This is a genomic window from Prosthecobacter sp. (genome assembly GCF_044373815.1).
Taxonomy (GTDB): Bacteria; Verrucomicrobiota; Verrucomicrobiia; order Verrucomicrobiales; family Verrucomicrobiaceae; genus Prosthecobacter.
In genome coordinates this window covers 1-4,449 of record NZ_JBIPNG010000513.1, presented here as the reverse complement: position 1 = coordinate 4,449, position 4,449 = coordinate 1, and the positions used below count along the sequence as shown (strand labels likewise).

At 60.1% G+C, this 4,449-nt stretch carries 4 protein-coding genes; 3 read left to right on the top strand and 1 reads right to left on the bottom strand.

What is annotated here, in order from left to right:
* The 3 genes from ACIREA_RS27240 to ACIREA_RS27230 form a co-directional block, all read left to right on the top strand.
* On the top strand, positions 1–462 hold a 462-nt coding region (locus tag ACIREA_RS27240), incomplete at its 5' end, for a LamG domain-containing protein (RefSeq protein WP_397385471.1).
* Positions 463–748: 286 nt separating this feature from the next.
* Positions 749–2,635 (top strand): potassium transporter Kup, encoded by a 1,887-nt coding sequence (locus ACIREA_RS27235; RefSeq protein WP_397385470.1) that lies wholly within the window; start codon positions 749–751, stop codon positions 2,633–2,635.
* Between the two features lie 110 nt (positions 2,636–2,745).
* Positions 2,746–3,648 (top strand): alpha/beta hydrolase, encoded by a 903-nt coding sequence (locus ACIREA_RS27230; RefSeq protein WP_397385469.1) that lies wholly within the window; start codon positions 2,746–2,748, stop codon positions 3,646–3,648.
* An 80-nt stretch (positions 3,649–3,728) separates the two neighbouring features.
* Here the strand turns inward: ACIREA_RS27230 and ACIREA_RS27225 are convergent.
* The coding region (locus ACIREA_RS27225; RefSeq protein ID WP_397385468.1) for a transposase at positions 3,729–4,449 on the bottom strand (721 nt) is incomplete at its 5' end.

Here is a 4,449-nt window from a genome sequence, read left to right as displayed (position 1 = left end):
GCAGGGCTGGGGAGCCAGTACTCTGTCTCGCTGTGGTTTTGGAATGGCATGCCGAATGACGGGAGAGATACCAGCGGCTGGCTTTTTTCCCGGGGGCAGGATCATGGGCTCAGCGTGATGGGAGATCACCTCGGCATCGGCGGCAAGAGTGGCAATACGGGCAAGCTGATTTTCTTCAGCGGCACGAACGACAAGAGTCTCGTGGCAGGCAAGACCGAGATCCCGCGCTGGCAGTGGCAGCATCTGGTGCTGGTCCGTGACAAGAACCAGGTGCGTGGCTACCTCAATGGAGCGCTGGAGTTTGAGACGGAGAGCGCGGTGGAGGCGGCCAAATCCCCGCATGAGTGTTTCTTTGGCGGGCGGAGCGACAATGACTCGAATTGGGAGGGGCGGCTGGATGAGATCGCGGTGTTTGACCGGGCGCTGAAGAAGGAGGAGATCGCGAAGCTGGGAGCGCCGTGATGAAGCGTGCCTGATTCTGGCTCTTTCTCTCGGCCGAAGCGGTTTGCGTTGGAGACGTTTAGGATGAAGGATCACGTGCTGAGTGATGGCGACCTGCTGCGGGTTCGGAGAACCGCGCTCCCAGGGCTGCGCAGCCGCGAAACGAATTTTGTGAGTACTTTGTGCATGCAGCTGTTCATACACACAGTCCTGTGCGCCGAACTGTCTCTTGCATCTTTGACCACACTGGCTAACAGCATTGGTCCCTGATTCAAACAGGGCTTCGGGATTGTCCTGAAGATTCCTCATGTCAGAACACAAAAACTCAAACAGTTGGACCCTGGCCCTAGTTGCCTTGGGTGTGGTATTCGGGGACATCGGCACGAGTCCGCTCTACGCGCTGCGTGAGTGCCTGACGCATGCGGGTTACGTGCCAGGCCGGGATGGAGTGGACATGATCTACGGGCCGATCTCGCTGATGGTTTGGTCGCTCACGCTGATGGTTTCGATCAAATACCTCGGGCTGCTGAGCCAGGCGACGGCGCAGGGAGAGGGTGGGATGTTTGCGCTGCTGTCCCTGCTGCGCTCCAAAAAGGAGGCCCTTAGCCCCAAGTCCAGCGCCTTTGTGGTGCTGGTGGTGCTGTTTGGTGCGGCGCTGCTGTATGGCGATGGCATGATCACCCCGGCCATCTCGGTGCTCTCTGCGGTGGAAGGGATGAAGCAGATCAGCTCCACCCTGCCCCAGCACGTGATCGTGTACATCTCCGTGGCGATCATCTTTGGCCTGTTCATGGTGCAGAAGCACGGCACGGCACGGATCGGCGTGGCGTTTGGCCCGATCATGATCCTGTGGTTCGCGGCACTGGCGTCACTGGGATTTTATCGTTTCATTGAGCATCCGGAGGTGATCGTGGCGCTGTCTCCGCATTGGGGGATTTATTATCTGATGCATCATGGGTATCATGGGATCGTCATCATGGGCATGGTGCTGCTGGCGGTGACGGGGTGTGAGGCGCTGTATGCGGACATCGGCCACTTCGGCGCAAAGCCGCTGAAGCGTGCGTGGTTCATCCTGGTATATCCTTCGCTCATCCTGAACTACCTCGGCCAGGGTGCGCTGGTGATCAGCGATCCGGCGGCGCTGGAGCATCCCTTCTTCAAACTGGTGCCGCAGCCGCTGCTGGTGCCGATGATCATTCTGGCCACGGCGGCGACGATCATCGCTTCGCAGGCGATGATCACGGGTGTGTACTCCCTCACGCAGCAGGCGGTGCAGCTCGGTTATCTGCCACGTCTGAAGATCATCCACACGAATCCGGATGTGCGCGGGCAGATCTACATGCCGCAGGTGAATTTCCTGCTGATGGTGGCCTGCATCGCGCTGGTGATCGGCTTTGAGACTTCCAGCAATCTTGCGTCCGCGTACGGTCTCTCGGTGTCGATGGAGATGTTTCTCACCAGCATTCTGTTCTTCTTTGTGGCCCGCCGCATCTGGGGCTGGGCGTTTTGGAAAGCCTTTCTGCCGGTGCTGGTGTTTACGATCATTGAGCTGGGCTACGTCTCCGGCAGCCTGATCAAATTCATGCAGGGTGCGTGGTTTCCGCTGGCCGTGGCGGCGTGCATCTGGGTGATCATGAAGACGTGGACGGATGGTCGCGCCATCCTGTTTCAGGCCATGCAGCGTGGGCGGCTGCCGGTGGTGCATCTGATCGATGAAATCAAAAAGGACCGCATCATCCGCGTGCCCGGCACGGCGGTCTTCATGTCTGCCAGCGCCGACGGCCTGCCGCTGGCGCTGCTGCACCACCTGAAACACAACAAGGCGCTGCACAAGCAGGTGGTGCTGCTGAGTGTGAAGTTTGCGGATGCACCGTATGTCCGCGAAGAATCGCGCCATGAGATCAGCGAGTACCACGAGGAGTTTTACCGCGTGGTGCTGCGCTACGGATTCTCCGAGCCGCCGGATGTGTTCAATGATCTGTGCACGGCGATGAGTGAGAAGACCAAAGTGAAGCGCAACGGCATCACCTTTTACCAGAGCCGCGAAGTGCTGCTGACCAACGGGCCCGGCAAGATGGCGGCGTGGCGGAAAAAGCTGTTTGTGATGCTGTCACGCCTGTCCCGCCCTGCGACGGGTTACTTTGATCTTCCGCCACGGCAGGTGATTGAGCTGGGGATTCAGCTTGAGGTGTAGCGGCAGGCAGCGGAGTGCTCTGAGTGATCATGCGGAGCAGGTTCTGAAATACCCTGCTTCATGTCATTTTTGAGGGTTGCAGTTCCGAGCCGGTGCTGCACACCTCAACCATGCGCGCCCCTCGATTACTCATTGCCACGCTCTGCCTGCTGGCAGGCGCCACCGCCTTTTCCCAGACGCCGACTCCCACGCATGCCAATGTGCCCTACGGGGAGCATGAGAAGCAGGTGCTCGATTTTTACCAGGCGAAAGCGGAGCAGCCGACGCCGCTGCTGTTCTTCGTGCACGGCGGTGGCTGGATTACCGGCGATAAGGCGAATCCGGATTTCCTCGCCAAGTGCCTCGAAAATGGCATCTCGGTGGTTTCGATCAACTACCGCTTCATTCCTGAGGCGCAGGCGGAGCAGATCACGCCGCCGGTGAAGGCCTGCCTGGATGATTCGGCGCGTGCGCTGCAGTTTGTCCGCAGCAAGGCCGCCGAGTGGCGCATCGACAAGGAGCGCATCGGCGGCTGTGGCGGATCAGCGGGTGGCTTCACGGTGCTGTGGCTGGCCTTCAGCCCCGACATGGCCAATGCCAAGAGCATTGATCCCATCGAGCATGAATCCACGCGGCTGCGCTGTGTGCTGGCCTTTGTGCCACAGACCTCACTGGACCCCAAGCAGATGAAGGCGTGGATTCCTAACAACGACTATGGCAACCACGCCTTTGGGCTCGGCAGCATGCAGGAGTTTCTGGCCAAACGGGACAGCCTCATGTCGTGGATCGAGCGCTTCTCGCCGTATGCTCTGGCGAGCGCGGACGATCCGCCGGTGCTGCTGTTTTATGACAGCACCCCGAACCTGGGCAAGCCGCCGGCGAAGGACCCGGTGCACTCCGGCAACTTCGGTGCAGGCATCGCTGAGAAACTGAAGGCGGTAGGCATTGAGCACGAGATCAATTACAACAATGACTACGCGCACATGAAGTACCCGGATCTGTTTGGGTTTTTGAAGGAGAAGCTGGGGAAGTAGGCGGCGGCAGGAGCAGCGCCGTGAGCAGGTAGTTTTCGATCAAACTGAAGGTCGCTGAGATCGATTTTCATCCCCCTGCTTCATCCAAGCGGCTTCAACCGCAGATGGCGCAGTGTGTAGAAGGGCGCATCTGACTCGGGCATGCGGCGGGCGCCTTTTTTGCGCTTTGGACCGAAGAGGCCGCGCTGCGCCTCGAAGACGCCTTCCACGAATGCCTTGCTGCCCAAAGCCACGCCATCGCTGAAGTAGCGAACGCGCAGGTGCACGAGTTCGGCGGGGCTGAGTTTTCCTTTCTCCGCCAGCACGGCGCGTGCGGACTCGGCGGTGACACCACGAGATACCACCTTCTCATTCTGCGCGTCTTTTATTTCACGACCTTCGGCGTGCAGGAGGCAGCGATACGCTGCTGCAGCGCCGGCGGTCTTCCAGCCGTCCACCGGTTTGCTCTGGGCCTTGCACAGGCCGCGCTGGGCTCTGCGGCTGCCACCGAGGGCTTCTGCGTAGCCGCACCAGCGGTAGTCCTTGGGATCTTTGACGAGACCGGCGCGCACGGGATTGAGATCGATGTAGGCGGCCATGGTGCGCAGCGGGTCGCCTTTGCCTTCGACGAGCACGCTTTTGAAGCGATCCATCCAGAGCGTGCCACGGCGACCACGGCGTTTATTGAACCAGCGGCTGAAGCGTTCTTTGACTTCTTTGACGAAGAGGGAGAGATCGCAGAAGCGCTTCTTGAGTGCGTCCAAGCGCTGCTCGGCGAGGACGGCCATGCCGCGTGCGCGGAAGTCGGCGAGTTCATCGCGC